This window comes from Mycobacterium sp. TY815, assembly GCF_030755135.1.
Classification (GTDB): domain Bacteria; phylum Actinomycetota; class Actinomycetes; order Mycobacteriales; family Mycobacteriaceae; genus Mycobacterium.
In genome coordinates, this window is the sequence record NZ_JAUFRX010000001.1 from 1,366,635 (window position 1) to 1,382,878 (window position 16,244).

Below are 16,244 nucleotides of genomic sequence, written 5' to 3' on the forward strand. Positions count from 1 at the left end.
TTCTCAGGATTCGAGTTCTTCGTCGAGAATGGCGAAGAGTTCGTTTTCGCTGGCGGCGGCCAGGTCGTCGTCGAGGGACAGGTCGGCCAGGATCTCGTGCAATCGATGTGACAGACGTGCTTTGTCTTCGTCCTCCCAATCACTGTTTCGGACAATGTCGTCGAGTTCGCGGGTGATGCGGTCGATGCGCGCCGCCGGGTCGGCCTGTCTCGCGGGGGCGGACAGGCGCGTATCGAGGTGCTCGGCCAGCGCGCCCGGATTGGGGTAGTCAAAGATCAGGGTAGGCGAAAGCGCAAGCCCGGTAACGGTTTTCAGGCGGTTTCGCAGCTCTACGGCGGTCAGCGAGTCGAAACCCAGTTCCTGGAAGGCGCGCTGGGCGCTGATGTCGGCGGCGCCGGAACGTCCCAGCACGGTCGCCGCGTTGCTGCGCACCAGATCGACCAGCTCACGATGGCGTTGTTCGGCGGTAAGCCCGGCCAGCCGGTGAGCCAGGCCGGTCGTCGAGACGTCCGTCGTCTCGACAACCCGCCGGACGGGGCGGTGGACCAACTCACCGAGCAGAGTGGGTGCCTCCTCGCCCAATGCGGCGGTGTCCAGTCGGGTGGCCACCACGACGGGCGAATCCGTCACCAGTGCGTCGTCGAACAGTGCCAGCGCCTGTTCGGTGGACAACGTCGCCAAACCGATTCGGCTCATCCGGGCCTTGTCGCGGTCGCCGAGATGCCGCGTCATCGCACTGGCTTGTTCCCACAGTCCCCACGCCACCGACGTCGCCGGCAATCCCTGCGCGCGACGGTGGACGGCCAGCCCGTCCAGAAAGCTGTTGGCCGCCGCATAGTTTCCCTGCCCGGCGGTGCCCAGAATGCCGGCCATGGACGAGAACATCACGAAGGCAGCCAGATCGAGGTCCCGGGTCAGCTCGTGCAGATGCCAGGCCCCGTCGACCTTGGCCCGCAACACCGTGTCCAGCCGCTCGGGGGTCAGCGACCCGATCAGCCCGTCGTCGAGAACGCCGGCGGCGTGGATGACCGCCTTGAGCGGGAACTGCGCCGGGATCTGCGCCAGCAGCCCGGCCACGGCATCGCGGTCGGCGACATCCGCGGCCACCACCGACACCTGGGTGCCGGCCTCGCGCAACTCCCGGGCCAACTCCGAAACATCCTGCGCCGCAGCACCGGACCTGCTCACCAGGATGATGCTGGGCACCCGGTGCCGGGAAACGAGGTGGCGGGCCAGTGCGGCACCGGCCATCCCGGTGCCGCCGGTGATCAGCACCGTGCCGCCGGAGAGCGGCTCGACGGTCAGCACCACCTTGCCGATGTGCCTGGCCTGGCTGACGAACCGGTACGCGTGGCGAGCCTGCCGCACGTCGAATGTCCTGACCGGCAAGGGTGACAGCACGCCCGCGTCGAACAGCGCCATCAGATCGGCCAGCATCTGCGCCGTCAGGTCCGGGCCCGCCTCGATCAGATCGAATGCCCGGTAGCGCGCCCCGAGTTCGGCGATCTGCTGCGGATCGCGGACATCGGTCTTGCCCATTTCGATGAAACGCCCGCCCGGGCCCAGCAGCCGCAGCGAGGCGTCGATGAACTCCCCGGCCAGCGAGTTGAGCACCAGATCGACCCCGGCACCGCCGGTGGCCGCACGAAACTTCGCCTCGAAGTCCAGCGTCCGCGAGTCACCGATATGGTCATCGTCAAATCCCTTGGCGCGCAGCGTGTCCCATTTCCCGCGGCTGGCGGTGGCGAAAACCTCGAGGCCCCAGTGCCGGGCGAGCTGCACGGCGGCCATGCCGACGCCGCCGGTGGCCGCATGCACCAGCACCCGCTCGCCGGGCTTGGCGTCGCCGAGCACCGATAGTCCGTACAGCGCGGTCAGAAACACCACCGGTACCGCCGCAGCCTGCGGCATCGACCAGCCGGCCGGAACGGCGGTCACCAACCGACGATCCACCACGGCTTCGGGTCCCACCAGACCCAACAGGCCGAGCACCGAATCGCCCACGGCGACATCGCGAATGCCGGAACCAACTTCGACCACCACGCCGGCACCTTCGACACCCAGCTCGCCGCCTCCGGGATACATGCCCAGCGCCACCAGGACGTCGCGGAAATTCACCCCCACCGCCGCCACCGCGACGCGCAGCTGCCCGGGGCCGAGCTCCGCCCGTTCGCAGGGGCCCACCCGGACGTCGTCGAGTGTGCCGCCGCCGCCGGTCACCAGCCGCCACGGCGTCGCGGGCAACTCGAGCGTCGACGCGCCAGACGGCCTGAGCCGTGCTTTGTACGCGGCGCCGTCGCGCACCATCAATTGCGTTTCGCCGCAACCGATCAGCTCGCGGGCATCCAGCGTCCCGTCGGAATCCAGCAGCAGCACCCGCCCGGGGTGCTCCGCCTGCGCGGAGCGCACCAGGCCCCACACCGCCGCGCCGGCCAAGTCCCGGACGTTCTCACCGGACATGCCGACAGCACCGTGCGTTCGCACCACCAGGGTCCCGCCGTCGTCCCCTGCAAACCAGGATTGCAACCGGTCCAGCGCCGCGTGGGTCGCCGAATACACCGACGCCGGGTGGTCATCGGCAAACGGCAACTCCCACACCGTCATCGGCGTGCCGGCCGCCGGGGCCGTGGTGACCGGCATCCACTCGATCTCGAACAACCCCGCATTGCCGCGTCGTGGCGTCGCGAGCGCCTGGGTGGTCAGCGGGCGGAAAGTCAGCTCCCGCACGGTCAGTACGGGCACACCCCACGGGTCGGCGAGTTCCAGAGCCACCGCATCGCCGCTTACCTGGCTCAGCCGCACCCGCAACCGGGTCGCGCCGGCGGCATGCAGCGCCACCCCCTGCCAGGAGAAGGGCAGAACCGTGGCGTCCTGCCCACCCGCCACTCCCCATGCCTGTAGCGCCGCGTCCAGCAGTGCCGGGTGGATGCCGAAGCCGGTGGTGGTCAATCCGTCGGGAAGCCCGACCTCGGCATACACCTGGCCATCCGACGTCCACAACGCATGCAGACCACGGAAAGCGGGGCCGTACTGGTAGCCGCGTGCAGCCAGTCGCTGATAGGCGTCGGTGAGGTCGACGGCCGCCGCCCCGGCCGGCGGCCACACCGACAGATCCGCCTGCGGGGTTGGCGCGTCCGCCCCCAGGGTGCCCGAGGCGTGCAGTGTCCATTCCGATCCGGAACCGCGGGAATACACGGAGATCTCGCGCGCACCCGCCTCATCGGCCGCGCCCACCACGACCTGCACCCGCGTCGCGGCATCGTCGGTCAACGGCAGCGGCGCCGCAAGGGTCAACTCCCGCACCTCCGGGCTACCGACCTCCTCGCCCGCCCGCAGGGCCAGCTCCACGAACCCGGCGCCGGGGAACAGCACCGTGCCGGTCACGGCGTGGTCGCCCAACCAGCGCTGGGCCGACAGCGACAACCGGCCCGTCAGCACCAATCCACCGGAGTCGGGGCGTTCGACGACCGCACCGAGCAGCTCGTGCGCGGCGCCCACCAACCCGGCGCGGCGGACATCCTGATCCCCCGACTCGGTCAGCCAGAACCGCCGCCGCGCGAATCCGTAGGTGGGCAACGGCACCCGGCCCGCTCCCTCGAAGACCGGCGACCAGTCCACGGCCACACCGGCCACCTGGGACTGGGCCGCCGACAGCCAGAACCGTTGCAGCCCTCCGTCGTTGCGGCCCAGCGACGGAACGGTCACCGCCTCATCGGCGCCGAGCGTCTCCTCGATGCCCGCGATCAGCACCGGGTGCGGGCTCGACTCGATGAAGACCTGGCAGCCGGCGTCGGAGGCGGCACGTACGGCACGCTCGAACTGGACTGTCTGCCTGATGCTCTGGTACCAGTAGTCGGCGCCCAGCCCGACGGTGTCCAGCAGCGCGCCGGTGAGCGTCGAGTAGAACGCCACCGGTGTCGAACGCGGCACAATGTCCTGCAGAGCAGCGGTGAGGTCTTCCCGGATGGCATCGACTTGGCCGGAATGCGACGCGTAATCCACATCGATGCGGCGTGCCCGGATGTTCTCCGCGTCGCACCGGCTTATCAGTTCGGTGACGGCGTCCACCTCGCCGGACACCACGATCGACGAAACCCCGTTGATCGCAGCAATATTCAGCCGGCCGCTGAACGATGTCAGCAACTGCTCGGCACGGCTGAGATCCACGGCCAGCGACACCATCCCGCCGGCACCGGAGACCTGCACCAGCAGACGACTGCGCAGCGCCACCACCTTGGCGCCATCCTCCAGCGACAGCGCACCGGCCACACAGGCGGCCGCGATCTCCCCCTGCGAATGCCCGACGACGGCGTCCGGTGTGACACCGAGGGACCGCCACAACTCGGCCAGCGACACCATGATCGCCCACAGTGCCGGTTGCACCACATCGACCCGGTCCAGGCCCGGCGCGCCCGGCACCGACCGGATCACATCGATCAACGACCAGTCCACATATTCTCGCAGCGCCTTTTCACACCGCTGCAGGTGATCGGCGAACACCGTTGAGCTGTCCAGCAATTCGACGCCCATACCGACCCATTGCGAGCCCTGACCGGGAAACACGAACGCCGTCCTGCCCAGTGGCCGGGCCCGGCCGACCACCACCCCGCTCGCCGGTTCACCGGCGGCCAGGTGGGTGAGCCCATCGACGAACTCAGCGGGATCGGCGCCCACCACCACGGCCCGGTGGTCGAACAGCGATCGGGTGCTGAGCAGTGACCACCCGATATCCAGCGGCCGGGCCTGCGTCGCGTGCGCCGCCAAACGGTGAGCCTGATTGGCAAGTGCCTCAGCAGAACGCGCCGACACCACCCAGGGCACCACGCGGTGATCCGGCTGCGGGCTTTCGGCATCGACGGCCGGGGCCTGTTCCAGGATCACGTGCGCATTGGTCCCGCTGATACCGAACGAGGACACCGCCGCCCGGCGCGGCCGGTGATGCGGCGGCCACGGCCGCTGTTCGGTCAACAGCGACACCGCACCCGCCGACCAATCCACGTGCGGCGTAGGCACGTCGACATGCAAGGTCTTGGGCAGCACCGCGTGCTGCATGGCCAGCGTCATTTTCATGACACCCGCGACGCCCGCCGCGGCCGAGGTGTGGCCCATGTTCGACTTGATCGAGCCCAACCACAGCGGCTCGTCGCGATCCTGGCCGTAGGTCGCCAGAATCGCTTGCGCCTCAATGGGATCGCCGAGCGTGGTGCCCGTTCCGTGGCCTTCGACGACATCCACGTCGGCCGCTGTCAGACGGGCACTGGCCAGGGCGGCACGTATGACCCGCTGCTGGGAGGGACCGTTCGGCGTGGCCAGGCCGTTGGAGGCGCCGTCCTGATTGACCGCCGATCCCCGCACCACGGCCAGCACCGGGTGACCCAACCGCTGCGCGTCGGCCAACCGCTCCACCACGAGGGCGCCGGCACCCTCGGCGAAGGCGGTCCCGTCGGCGGCACCGGCATAAGCCTTGCAGCGCCCGTCGACCGAAAGTGCGCGCTGCCGGCTGAATTCGATGAACATGGCCGGGGTGGCCATCACCGTCACCCCGCCGACCAGCGCCAGATCACACTCCCCCGACCGCAGCGACTGCACGGCCAAATGCAGCGCCACCAACGATGACGAACACGCCGTATCCACCGACACCGCCGGACCTTCCAGACCAAGCACGTACGCGACCCGACCGGAAGCCACACTGAGCGTCGAACCCCGCAGGCCGTAGCGCTCCAGCTCACCGGGCACCCGGCCCTGCCCGCCATAGGAACCGTGGAACACTCCGGCGAACACGCCGGTCGGTGAACCACGCAGCGTCATCGGATCAATTCCGCTGCGCTCCAACGCTTCCCAGGACACCTCCAGCAACAGGCGTTGCTGGGGATCCATCGCCAGCACCTCGCTGGGCGCGATCCCGAAGAACTGCGCGTCGAAGCCCGCGACGTCGGCCAGGAACCCGCCGGAGCGGGTGTAGGACTTGCCGGGCGCGTCCGGATCGGCGTCGAACAATCCGGCCAGGTCCCAGCCCCGGTCCGTCGGGAAGTCGGTGACGACGTCGCGTCCGGCTGCCACCATCTCCCACAGGGCCTCCGGTGTATCCACGCCCCCGGGATATCGGCAAGCCATGCCCACCAACGCAATCGGTTCGGTGGCCCGGGCCAGGTAGTCGCGGTTCTCGCGCTTGAGCCGCTCGTTTTCCTTCAGTGATCTCCGCAGGGCCGCAACGAGCTCGTCTTGAGTGCTCACGGCGTTCAGTGCCAGCGCAAAAGGACCAGCTCGGAACAGAAGCCGGGACCCATCGCGATCATCAGGCCGGGGCTGCCGCTGGGCGGTGGCTTGGCGAGGGTGTCACGCAGCACATGCAAGACCGACGCTGACGACAGGTTGCCGATCTCGCCCAGCGAGCGCCAGGTCAGCTCCAGCGCTTCGGCAGGCAAATTGAGGGTTTCGGTGATCGCTTCGATGATCTTCGGTCCGCCCGGATGAGTCACCCAGGCACCGATATCGGCGGTGGTCAGGCCGTGCTCGGCCAGGAATGCGGTGACGTCGGTGCGCAGATACTGTTCGACGACGGCTGCCACATCCTTGGACAGCACCAGCTCGAAACCACCGGCGCCGACATCGAATCCCATCGTACGCAGCGAATCCGGGTAGAGATGGCCACGCGAATCGACGACGCTCGGTCCGCCGGCAGCCACCTCGGCCGCGCGCCGTTCTCCGACCGCGATCACCGCGGCGGCACCGTCGGCGAACAGTGCGCTGCCCACCAGGCCGGCGACCGAGGGCTTGTATCCGGGGAAGGTGAGCGAGCACAGCTCCACCGACACCAGGGCGGCTACGCCGTCTGGGGCGCCGCGCAGGTAGTCGTGCAGGCGGGCCACCCCGGCGGCCCCCGCCACGCATCCCAACCCGAACAGCGGCACCCGTCGCACGTCGGCGCGCAGCCCGACCCGCCCGGCGATCCGGGCGTCCAGCGAGGGCACCGCAAGACCGGTGACCGTGGTGGTGATGAGCACGTCGAGATCTTCGGGGCGCAACCCGGCCTCGTCGAGCGCACCCATCAACGCCTCGACGCCCAGGTCCACCGCCTTGTCGATGAAGATGTCATTGGCCTCGCCGAAATCCTTCAGCCGCGGGTACTGCTCGAGCGGCAGGACGAGGTGGCGACTGTTGACCTTCCCGTTGGCGTGCAACTGCCGGACGATGTCCTCGTAATCCTGGAAATCGGGAATGCTGACGAACATGTCGGTGAGTTCTCGCTGCGAATAGCGATGGGGCGGCAGGGCCCCGAAGACACCTGCGATGACACTCATTGGTCCCACCCCTTTGACACGAACACCACGGCCGTCACGTTCATCCGAATGGCTTAGAGCTGGCAGTTTAGTCGTGGCTAACCTGCCCGGCAAAAAGAGCAGCGTGCGGCTCAGCGCCGCAACTGCTGGCGCAGTTGACCCGCGACTTCGGTGACGGCGAGCAGTTGTTCGGCGACGCGGTCCGGCGCGGTGCCGCCGCGAGCGTCGCGGGACGACACCGATCCCTCGATGGTGAGCACGTCACGAACCGCTGGTGTGAGTTCGGGGCTGATCGCGGCCAGCTCGTCGTCGGTGAGTTCTTGCAGGCCGACGCCGCGCTGCTCGGCGGCGCGCACCGCCGCGCCGGCGGCCTCGTGCGCGGACCGGAAGGCCACGCCCTGGCGGACCAGCCATTCGGCAATGTCGGTGGCCAGGGTGTAGCCGAGCGGCGCCAGGGCCGCCATCCGGTCGACATGGAACGTCAGGCTGCCGACCAGCCCGGCCATCGCCGGCAGCAGCAGCTCCAGCTGGGCCACCGAGTCGAATACCGGTTCCTTGTCTTCCTGCAGGTCGCGGTTGTAGGCCAGCGGCTGGGCCTTCAGCGTCGCCAGCAGCCCGGCCAGGTTGCCGATCAGCCGCCCGGACTTGCCGCGGGCCAGCTCCGCGATGTCCGGGTTTTTCTTCTGCGGCATGATCGAGCTGCCGGTGGACCAGGAGTCGTGCAGGGTCACATAGCCGAATTCGGTCGAGCTCCACAGGATGATGTCCTCGGCCAGGCGCGACAGGTCCACCCCGATCATGGCGAGGACGAATGCGGCTTCGGCGGCGAAATCCCGGGCGGCGGTGGCGTCCACGGAGTTGTCCGCGGCGGCGGCGAAGCCGAGGTCCGCAGCGATCGCGTCGGGGTCCAGGCCCAGTGAGGAGCCGGCCAGCGCGCCCGAGCCGTACGGAGAGATGGCGGCACGCTCGTCGAAGTCGACGAGGCGGTCCACGTCGCGCAGCAACGGGTGCGCATGGGCGAGCAGGTGGTGTGCCAGCAGGATCGGCTGAGCGGACTGCAGGTGGGTTTTGCCCGGCATGATGGCCGTCGGGTGGGTGCCGGCCTGTTCGGCCAGCGCAGCGACCACCTCGAGCACGCCGTCGGCAACCCGGCGGACCGCGTCGCGCAGCCACATCCGGAACAGCGTGGCCACCTGGTCGTTGCGGGATCGCCCGGCCCGTAATCGGCCGCCGAGATCGGGGCCGACCCGGTCGATCAGACCGCGTTCCAGCGCGGCGTGCACGTCCTCGTCGGTGACCAGCGGTTCGAAGCTGCCGTCGGCGACGTCCTCGGCGAGGCTGTCCAGGCCGACCAGCAGGCCGTCGCGCTGTTCGTCGGTGAGCAGCCCCGCCCGGTGGAGCACGATGGTGTGCGCCCGGGACGCGGTGATGTCATAGGGCGCCAGCACCCAGTCGAAGTGGGTGGACTTGCTCAGCGCGGCCAGCGCGTCGGACGGGCCGCCGGTGAAGCGGCCGCCCCACAGCGAACCCTCGTTGGTGCTCACGGGGGTCACCTCCTCCCCGCGAGCAGACACAAACTCGCAGTCGGACCGGCGTGTCGGTGCGAGTTTGCGACTGCTCGCGAAAAGAACGTCACCGCATGTCCCGGCGGGCGGACAGCTTGGACGACAGCCCGTGCACGTACACGAACCCCTTGGCCATCGACTGGTCGAAGGTGTCGCCCTCGTCGTAGGTGGCCAGGTTGAAGTCGTAGAGCGATTCGGCGCTGCGGCGTCCGTTGACCGCGATGTGACCGCCGTGCAGGACCAACCGGATCTCGCCGGTGACGTGCTCCTGGGTGGTGGCCACGAAACTTTCCAGAGCCACCTTGAGCGGCGAGTACCACAGGCCGTCGTAGACCAACTCGGCCCAGCGCTGATCGGTGTGCCGCTTGAACCGGCCCAGCTCGCGTTCCAGCGTGACGTGTTCGAGTTCGGCGTGCGCGGTGATGAGCACCATCGCTCCGGGCGCCTCGTAGATCTCGCGGCTCTTGATGCCGACCAGCCGGTCCTCGACGACATCCAGACGCCCCACACCCTGCGCGCCGGCCCGGCGGTTGAGCTCCTCGATGGCCTGCAGCACGGTCACCCGTCTGCCGTCGATGGTGACCGGTACGCCCTGTTCGAAGCCGATGATCACCTCGTCGGGGGTGTTCCAGTTGACGGTGGGGTCTTCGGTGTAGGAGTAGACGTCCTTGGTGGGGGCATTCCACAGATGCTCCAAGAACCCCGTCTCGACGGCACGTCCCCACACGTTCTGGTCGATCGAGAACGGTGAGCGCTTGGTGACGTTGATCGGGATGGCGTTCTCCTCGGCGAAGGCGATCGCCTTCTCCCGCGTCCACGCATAGTCACGCACCGGTGCGAGGACTTCGAGATCCGGCGCGAGCGAGGCGAATCCGACCTCGAAGCGCACCTGGTCGTTGCCTTTGCCGGTGCAGCCGTGCGCGACGATGCTGCCCCCGTGTTCGCGCGCTGCGGCCACCAGATGTTTGGCGATCAGCGGCCGGCTGATGGCCGACACCAGCGGGTAGCGATCCATGTACAACGCGTTATTGAGGATGGTGGGCAGGCAGTAACCCTCGGCGAACTCGTCGCGTGCGTCGACCACCACGGCCTCCACGGCGCCGCAGTCCAGGGCACGCTGGCGCACCACTTCCATGTCCTCGCCGCCCTGGCCGAGGTCGATCGCCACCGCAACGACCTCACGGCCGGTCTCCTTGCATATCCAGCTGATGGCCACCGAAGTGTCCAGACCGCCGGAATACGCGAGGATGACGCGCTCTGACATGAACAGTTCTCCTTTTGCTCGTGCAAAGTCTGCAGCAGTGTATTTGAGGTCTACTTGAGTTCTTCTAGCGCTGAGGCCAGTTCGGCGCCGGTCATCGGTTCGCGGGCAACCACGAACACGGTGTCGTCACCGGCGATGGTGCCGACGACGTACGGTAACGCCGCGCGGTCGATGGCGCTGGCCAGATAATGGGCACCGCCGGGCGGAGTGCGCAGGACGGCCAGGTTTGCGCTGGCATCGGTGGACACCAGCAGCTCACCGAGCAGCCGGGACAATCGGCCGGTGCCGCCGGCGACGCCCCGGACGGGGCTGCCGTCTTCGGGGACGACGTAGACGCCGACGCCGCCGTCCGCACCGCGCAGTTTGACCGCGCCCAGATCCTCCAGATCGCGGGACAGGGTGGCCTGGGTGACGTCGATGCCCTCGGCGGCCAGCCGAGCGGCCAGTTCGCTCTGGCTGCGCACCTCGGCGGTCGACAGGATGGCGACGATGCGGGCCTGCCGGCCGGCGCGGTTGGCGCTGACCTCGGGGGCCGCCTTCGCCGTCATCGCGACCGCTCCAGCAGCCACACCAGCAGTGCCTTCTGGGCGTGCAGCCGGTTTTCCGCCTCGTCCCACACCGCGCTGGCCGGTCCGTCGATCACCTCGTCGGTGATCTCGTCACCCCGGTGGGCCGGAAGACAATGCAGCACAAGCGCATCGGGGTTGGCCAGACCGAGTAGTCGTTGATTGACCTGGAATGGACGGAACGGTTTGACGCGGTCCAGGCCGTCGCCCTCCTGTCCCATCGACACCCAGGTGTCGGTGACCAGGACGTCGGCGCCGGCCGCGCCCGCATCAGCGTCGGCGGTCACCGCCACGCTGCCCCCGGTCTCGTCGGCTCGTGTGCGGGCTGCGGCCACCACCTCTGGATCGGGCGTAAAGCCTTCCGGCGCAGCGACAGTGACGTGCATGCCGGCGGTCACGCCGCCCAGCATCAGCGAGTGGGCCATGTTATTGGCGCCGTCACCGAGGTACGTCATCTTCAAGCCCGGCAGTGCGCCCTTGCGTTCGGCGATGGTCTGCAGGTCGGCCAGGACCTGGCAGGGATGGAACTCGTCGGACAGCGCGTTGACGACGGGCACCGAGGCGGTGGAGGCCATGGCGATCAGCCGTTCCTGCCCGAAGGTGCGCCACACGATGGCCTCGACGAAGCGCGACAACACGCGTGCGGTGTCCTCCAGGGTCTCGTCACGCCCGAGTTGGGTGTTGCGACCGTCGACCACCACGGCGTGCCCGCCGAGTTGGGCGACGCCCATTTCGAAGGAGAACCGGGTGCGCGTGGAATTCTTGTCGAAGATCACCGCGACACCGCGTGGACCCTCGAGCGGACGACGGCTGAATGGGTCTTTCTTCAAGGTGGCGGCGAGCTCGAGGACCTCGGCCTGTTCGTGCGGCGTCAGGTCGTCATCGCGCAGAAAATGCCTAACCATGTACGGCTCCGGCGGTGTCGAGGATGGCAGGGAGTGCGGCGACGAAGCCGTCCAGCTGGGACTCGGTGATGATCAACGGCGGGGCCAGCCGAATCACGTTGGGCGCGGCGGCATTGACCAGGTAGCCGGCGTTGCGGGCCGCGGCTTCGGCGTCTTTCGCGTACGGCGCGGTCAGTACGATGCCCTGCAGCAGGCCTCGTCCGCGGACATGGTCGATCAGTGGATGACCCAGCGACTCGATACCGTGCCGCAGCGCTTTGCCTTTGGTTTCGGCGCTGCGCACCAGGTCTTCGTCTTCGAGCACCTTCAGGACAGCAAGGGCGGCCGCGGTGCACACGGGGTTGCCGCCGAAGGTGCTGCCGTGCAGACCCGGGGTGAGCAGATCCGCGGCCGGACCGATCGCGATGCACGCGCCGATCGGCAGCCCGCCGCCGAGACCCTTGGCAAGGGTGATCACATCCGGGGTGATGCCGTCGTGCTGATGAGCGTAAAACGCCCCAGTACGCCCGATTCCGGTCTGCACCTCGTCGAGTACCAGCAGCGCCTGATGCCGCGCGGTGATCTCCCGGGCCGCGACCAGGTAACCCTCGGGCGGCACGACGACTCCGCTCTCCCCCATGATCGGCTCGAGAAAGACTGCCGCCGTGTCGTCGTCGACCGCCGCCGCCAACGCGTCGACGTCGCCGTAGGGGACGTGAACGACATGACCCGGCAGCGGTTCGAACGGCGCCTGTTTACTCGGTTGCCCGGTAAGTGCCAGCGAACCCATCGTGCGGCCATGGAAAGCTTCCTGTGCGGCAACGATTTTGGTGCGTCCCGTGAGTCGGGTCAGCTTGAATGCCACTTCGTTGGCTTCGGTCCCGGAATTGCAGAAGAACACTCGCGCTTGGGTTTCCGCGCCCAGCAGCGAGACCAGCTGCTCGGCCAGTGCGATGCCCGGCTCGGTGGCGTACAGATTGGACGTGTGGCCGAGCGTCGACAGCTGCCGGGTCACCGCATCGATGATGGCCGGATGCCGGTGACCGAGCACGTTGACCGCGATACCACCGAGCAGGTCGACGTAAGTCTTGCCGTCCACATCGGTGACGACGGCTCCCTCGCCGCTGGCCAGCGCCATCGCCGGGGTGCCGTAGTTGTTCATCATCACGGCTTGCCAGCGCTGCTGTACGCCGCGCGTTGCGGTCATGCGGACACCACCTTGGTACCGGTTCCGGCGTCGGTGAAAAGCTCGACAAGGACGCAATGTTCGACACGCCCGTCGATGACATGTGCACTGGGTACGCCGGCCGTGACCGCACGCAGGCACGCCTCGACTTTGGGGATCATCCCCGCCTCCAGGGTGGGAAGCAGTTGCGCCAGCGTGGCGGTGTCGATTTCGCTGACCAGTGATGTTCGGTCGGGCCAGCTGGTGTACAGGCCCTCGACATCGGTGAGCATCAGGAGCTTTTCGGCGCCCAGCGCTTCGGCCAGTGCTGCCGCCGCGGTGTCGGCGTTGATGTTGTGCACCACCCCCTCGGCGTCCGGGGCAAGCGTCGAGACAACTGGAATGCGTTTAGCAGCAATAAGATCCAGTACCGCCGCGGTGTTGACCAGTTCGACGTCGCCGACCAGGCCGATGTCGGTGTCCACGCCGTCGACGGTGACGCTGCGCCGCACCGCGGTGAACAGTTGGGCGTCCTCGCCGGTGATCCCGACGGCGTATGGGCCGTGCACGTTGATCAGGTTCACCAGTTCGCGACCGACCTGGCCGAACAACACCATCCGTGCCACGTCGAGCACTTCCGGTGTGGTGACCCGGAATCCGCCTTTGAAGTCGCCTTCGATACCGAGCTTGCGCAGCATCGCGGTGATCTGCGGACCGCCGCCGTGCACGACAACCGGATGTACCCCGCAGTTGCGCAGGAACGCCATGTCGGCGGCGAACGCCCGACGCAGCGACTCGTCCGTCATCGCGTTGCCGCCGTACTTGATGACGACGATCTTGCCGTTGAGTTGTTTGAGCCAGGGCAGGGCTTCGGCCAGCACCTGCGCCTTGGCCTGCGTAGACAGATCGTCGATGTTCATGGTCATGAGCTGTATGCCGAGTTCTCTTCGACGTAGGCGTGGGACAGATCGGTGGTGCGGATGTCGGCCTGGCCGTCACCGATCGCCAGGTCGACCACGACGTGGATGTCGGCCCCCGACAGGTCCACCTCGCGGGCACCGGGAGCGCCGGCACCCTCCCGATAGACGACGAACCCGTTGAACGACACAGTGATTCGATCCGGATCCAGGTCAACCGGGGCCATCCCGACGGCTGCCACCACCCGGCCCCAGTTGGGGTCGGAGCCGAACACTGCCGTCTTGACCAAACTGTCGCGGGCGATGACCCGCGCAGCGGTCACCGCCTCGTCCTCGGTGGCAGCCCCGGTCACCGTCACAGTGACACGCTTGGTGACACCTTCGGCGTCGGCCTGCAGTTGAGCACACAGGTCGTCGCAGACGCGCAGCACCGCTTCGTCGAGATCGCCCTGGTTCGGCGCGATTTCACTGGCTCCCGACGCCAGCAGCAGGACGGTGTCGTTGGTGGAGCAACTGCCGTCGATATCGAGTCGATCGAATGTGCGAGCGGCGGCACGTCGCAACGCCTGATCGAGCGCCTCCGCATCGGCGACCGCGTCCGTGGTGATCACGCACAGCATGGTGGCCAGTGACGGGGCCAACATGCCGGCGCCTTTGGCCATTCCGCCGACCGTCCACTTGTCAGAGTGGTGCAGGGCAACCTGTTTGGGCACGGTGTCCGTGGTCATGATGGCGTGAGCAGCGTCGTCCCCACCGGTGAGCCCGCCATGCATCTCGTGCACGATATCGGCCACTCCGGCGAGCACCTTAGCCATGGGCAACCGGTCACCGATCAGGCCGGTGGAACAGACGCCGACCTCGATGGCGCCAGTTTCGGTGCCCCAGTCCGACAGTGCCGCCGCAACGGCTTCGGCGGTGGCATGGGTGTCCTGGAAGCCGCCCGGACCCGTACAGGCATTGGCGCCACCGGAATTGAGAACCACAGCACGCAAACGCCCGGTGGTCAGCACTTGCTGAGTCCAGAGCACCGGCGCTGCTTTGACCTTGTTGCGAGTGAACACTCCGGCTGCCGCATAGTCGGGCCCCTCGTTGAACACCATCGCCAGATCGGGTGCGCCGGACACCTTGATACCGGCGGCGATACCGGCGGCCCGGAACCCGGCCGGGGCGGTGACCCCCTGCGCGCGAAGCAACCTGGTGTGGGCCTCGGTGACGGGATCGGTCACGGGGCCACTCCGACCACCGAAAGTCCTTCGGCCTCCGGCCAGCCGAGTGCCAGATTCATCGACTGCACCGCGGCGCCTCCAGTTCCCTTGACCAAGTTGTCGATTGCGGCGATCGCGACAAAGGTCGCCGCGTCCTCGTCGACGGCGACCGCGACGTGCGCAGCATTGCTGCCGATCACCGAGCCGGTGCGAGGCAACTGCCCCTCGGGCATCACGTGAATGAAAGGTTCTCCGTCGTAGGCCTTTTCATAAGCGGCGCGGAGCTGCGAGATAGGTGCGCGAGTGGGCGCGGTACAGGTGGCCAGGATGCCGCGCGAGGTCGGGATCAACACCGGCGTGAAGGAGACGGTCACGTCGCGGTCGGTGACCGCCCGCAGACCCTGCACGATTTCGGGCGTATGACGGTGTGCGCCACCGATGTTGTATGCCCGCGCCGATCCGATGACCTCCGAGCCGAGAAGATCTGTCTTGGCGGCGCGGCCAGCCCCAGACGTGCCGCTCACCGCGACGACCGTGACAGCCGGCTCGACGAGACCCTCCGCCACAGCGGGCAACAGGGCAAGCAGCGCGGCCGTCGGGTAACAGCCGGGCACGGCGATACGACGCGCACCTCTCAATATGTCCCGCGCACCGGGCAATTCGGGCAACCCGTAGGGCCAGGTACCGGCGTGCGCAGAGCCGTAGAAGCGTTCCCACGCTGCCGCATCGCTGAGCCGGAAGTCCGCCCCGCAGTCAATTACCAAGGTTTGCGGGCCGAGCTGTTCAGCCAGTGCTGCCGAATGCCCATGCGGCAGAGCCAAAAAGACCACGTCGTGGCCGCTCAGTACGGTGAGCTCGGTCGGCTCGACGACTCGTTGGCCCAGCGGAATCAGATGCGGATGGTGTTCGCCCAACGTGGTTCCGGCGCTGCTGGCCGCTGTCACTGCGCCGATGTGCAAGCGACCATCTGCATAGGCCGGATGACCGAGGAGCAGGCGTAGAATCTCACCCCCCGCATAACCGCTGGCACCGGCAACCGCCACCCGTATCGCATCGCCCACCCGGCGATTCTGCATGGTTATGCAGATCTTTGCAAATTCATTCTAGGCGCCGTCGTAACCGTAGCTAGGCAAGTTGCGGCAGCTGTCAACGTGACACGCCGAAACACCCCTTCCCATTCCGCCGAACCACTGATATACACGAAGGGAGCAGTTGCTCTCTGGCACAGCTGATTTCGGGCAAAAGGTAGGACCGCAAGGTCAATCGCAAACCATAAGATTCTGCCCGGAAATTCTTAGAGATAACGGGTTTAACCACCTCTCCGTACGGGGATCTATTGCCCACGTGTTGCCCCTGTGACGATCGGGCGTCGTTGGGTCGCGGCTTGTTCCATTGGGG

Annotated in this window: 10 protein-coding genes; all 10 read right to left on the reverse strand. The window is 67.7% G+C overall.

All coding sequences use genetic code 11. The features are described from left to right. Positions 1-3 precede the first annotated feature (3 nt). The 10 genes from QXK92_RS05795 to argC all read right to left on the reverse strand — a co-directional run bounded on the left by QXK92_RS05795 (position 4) and on the right by argC (position 15,922). The gene (locus tag QXK92_RS05795; RefSeq protein ID WP_306240709.1) at positions 4-6,234 is read right to left on the reverse strand and encodes a type I polyketide synthase; all 6,231 of its coding nucleotides are present in this window, start codon (positions 6,232-6,234) and stop codon (positions 4-6) included. Positions 6,235-6,239: 5 nt separating this feature from the next. Continuing rightward, positions 6,240-7,301 carry a type III polyketide synthase gene (locus QXK92_RS05800; protein ID WP_306240711.1) on the reverse strand — a complete coding sequence of 354 codons (1,062 nt, stop codon included), beginning with the start codon at positions 7,299-7,301 and terminating at the stop codon, positions 6,240-6,242. A 110-nt stretch (positions 7,302-7,411) separates the two neighbouring features. Continuing rightward, positions 7,412-8,824 carry an argininosuccinate lyase gene (gene argH / locus QXK92_RS05805; RefSeq protein ID WP_306240713.1) on the reverse strand — a complete coding sequence of 471 codons (1,413 nt, stop codon included), beginning with the start codon at positions 8,822-8,824 and terminating at the stop codon, positions 7,412-7,414. An 88-nt stretch (positions 8,825-8,912) separates the two neighbouring features. Then, positions 8,913-10,109, reverse strand: a complete 1,197-nt coding sequence (locus QXK92_RS05810) for an argininosuccinate synthase (protein WP_306240714.1) — start codon at positions 10,107-10,109, stop codon at positions 8,913-8,915. A 50-nt stretch (positions 10,110-10,159) separates the two neighbouring features. Further along, entirely contained in the window at positions 10,160-10,657 is a 498-nt protein-coding gene (locus QXK92_RS05815) for an arginine repressor (RefSeq protein WP_306240715.1), read from the reverse strand. After that, positions 10,654-11,580: an ornithine carbamoyltransferase gene (argF, locus tag QXK92_RS05820; RefSeq protein ID WP_306240716.1), complete on the reverse strand. Its 927-nt coding sequence runs from the start codon at positions 11,578-11,580 to the stop codon at positions 10,654-10,656. The genes QXK92_RS05815 and argF overlap by 4 nt, the downstream gene beginning before the upstream one ends. Beyond that, complete coding sequence (locus QXK92_RS05825; protein ID WP_306240717.1) at positions 11,573-12,766, reverse strand: acetylornithine transaminase; 1,194 nt, start codon at positions 12,764-12,766, stop codon at positions 11,573-11,575. The genes argF and QXK92_RS05825 overlap by 8 nt, the downstream gene beginning before the upstream one ends. After that, positions 12,763-13,644 (reverse strand): acetylglutamate kinase, encoded by an 882-nt coding sequence (gene argB / locus QXK92_RS05830; protein WP_306244224.1) that lies wholly within the window; start codon positions 13,642-13,644, stop codon positions 12,763-12,765. Before argB ends, QXK92_RS05825 begins: the two co-directional genes overlap by 4 nt. Positions 13,645-13,646: 2 nt before the next feature. Next, complete coding sequence (gene argJ / locus QXK92_RS05835; protein ID WP_306240718.1) at positions 13,647-14,867, reverse strand: bifunctional glutamate N-acetyltransferase/amino-acid acetyltransferase ArgJ; 1,221 nt, start codon at positions 14,865-14,867, stop codon at positions 13,647-13,649. After that, the gene (gene argC / locus QXK92_RS05840; protein ID WP_306240719.1) at positions 14,864-15,922 is read right to left on the reverse strand and encodes an N-acetyl-gamma-glutamyl-phosphate reductase; all 1,059 of its coding nucleotides are present in this window, start codon (positions 15,920-15,922) and stop codon (positions 14,864-14,866) included. Before argC ends, argJ begins: the two co-directional genes overlap by 4 nt. Positions 15,923-16,244 lie beyond the last annotated feature (322 nt).